The sequence below is a fragment of the Streptomyces niveiscabiei genome (assembly GCF_001419795.1).
Classification (GTDB): Bacteria; Actinomycetota; Actinomycetes; order Streptomycetales; family Streptomycetaceae; genus Streptomyces; species Streptomyces niveiscabiei.
Map to the genome: position 1 here is coordinate 1 of NZ_LIRL01000411.1, position 1,720 is coordinate 1,720.

A 1,720-nucleotide genomic window follows, 5' to 3' on the forward strand; every position below is an offset into this window, starting at 1 on the left:
CGAGAACGCCGTATCCCCCGCCATCCCCACGATCGCGTCGTCGACGAGTAGTACCTGAGGGGGATACCCCTGCACCTTGTCCCCGGGGTCCGGTAGCGCCGAGGTAGCCCATACCTCCGCCCCCGTACGGCTGTCGAGCGCCAGCAACCGCCCGTAGCGGTTGGCGAAGTACACCCTCCCGTACCGTGTCGACACCACCGGCGCGGACAGGCTCTCCACGTCCGTCACCCGCTGCCAGAGCTGCTTCCCGTCGGCCGCCGACACCGCCGTGACCGACCCGTCGGACCGGACGAAGTAGACGACGCCGCCGATCAGGGTCGCCGTACCGGTCAGCGCGCGGGCCAGCGGGACGCGGGTGACGTGGCCGGTCGCCGGGTCCACCCGCAGCAGCGCGTCGTACGGCCGCTCGTACCCGGACTTGTACACGTCCTCGGCGGTCTGCGGCGCGAGGAACAGGGGCTGTCCGCCGACCGCGCCGAGCGCCAGCGCCTTCTTCGGCAGGGTGGCGGTCGTGGACAGACTGTCGGGCTCGACCCGCATTAACTCGACCGGCGCCTGCCCGGGCTCGGTGCCCTGCTCGCACAGGGCGTACGGCACGCCGCCCAGCGCCGCCGGGGTGCAGTACTCGTCCAGCGACGGCGCCCGCCACAACTCCGCGCCCGTGGGGCCGTACGCGATGAACTCCGAGGCGTCCGGGGACAGGGTCAGCAACCCGCCGTCGTACAGCACCGCCCTCGCGGCCGTGTTGATGTCGCGCCGCCAACGCGCTTTGCCCGTACGGGAGTCGAGCGCCACCACGCGTCTGGTCCGGTCCGCCGGCTGCTCGTAGGTGTAGACGATGCCGCCGCGTACGCCGATCGGCCCCGCCCCCTGCGGGCGGGTTCCGGTGCGCCACGCGACCCTGCCGGACGCCGCGTCGACCCTGGCGGTCGTGAACCCCGTACCCCCGCAGTAGAGGGCGCCGCTCTCCGTCACGCACGCCGGGTTGTCGTACTCGAGAGGGATGCCTTTGACCTCGTACCTCAGAGCTACCTGCCAGGGCTTCCAACCGGCGGGTAGCTCTGGGGTAGGGGTGGTATTAGTACTCGCCGCGCCTTCGGGGTTCCGGCTCGTCAGGTATGTCGTACCTGTGATAGCCAGTACCGCGCCGAGGGTGGCGAGCAGCAGCCTCGTACGGCGGCGCTTGCGGCCCGTACCGGTCGAGGTCTTCACCGGGACCGTCGTGGGTGAACTCCGGGGTGTCGGGCGGCTCTTGGGGGCGGTGGAGCCGGGTACGTCCTCCGGGAGCGCCTTCAGCAGGTGCTGTACGTCCGCCAGGGCCGGGCGGTCGGCGGGGTCCTTGGCCAGGCAGCGTTCGATCGTACTCAGGAGTTCACCGGGTACCCCGGTGAGGTCAGGTGCCCCGAACGCCACCTGGTACCCCGTGATGTACGGGCTGTCCGAGTCGAACGGGCCCGCCCCCACCGCCGCGAACACCAGCAGCGAACCCAGCGAGAACACGTCCGAGGCCGGGGTGACGTCCCGGGGCGACGCCATCTGCTCCGGCGACATGAAGGGCGGCGTACCGATCATCCGGCCCGTCGTGGTCAGGCTCTGGTGATCGGCCGCCCGCGAGATCCCGAAGTCGATGACGCGCGGGCCGTCCTCCGTCATCAGGACGTTGCCCGGCTTGAGGTCTCGGTGCACCAGGCCCACCCGGTGGATGTCCCGCAGCGCCTCC

General features: G+C 71.3%; 1 protein-coding gene. It reads right to left on the minus strand.

Translation table 11 applies throughout. The annotated features are described in order from the left end of the window. The coding region (locus tag AOK24_RS20130) for an outer membrane protein assembly factor BamB family protein (protein WP_055721450.1) at window positions 1–1,720 on the minus strand (1,720 nt) is incomplete at both ends.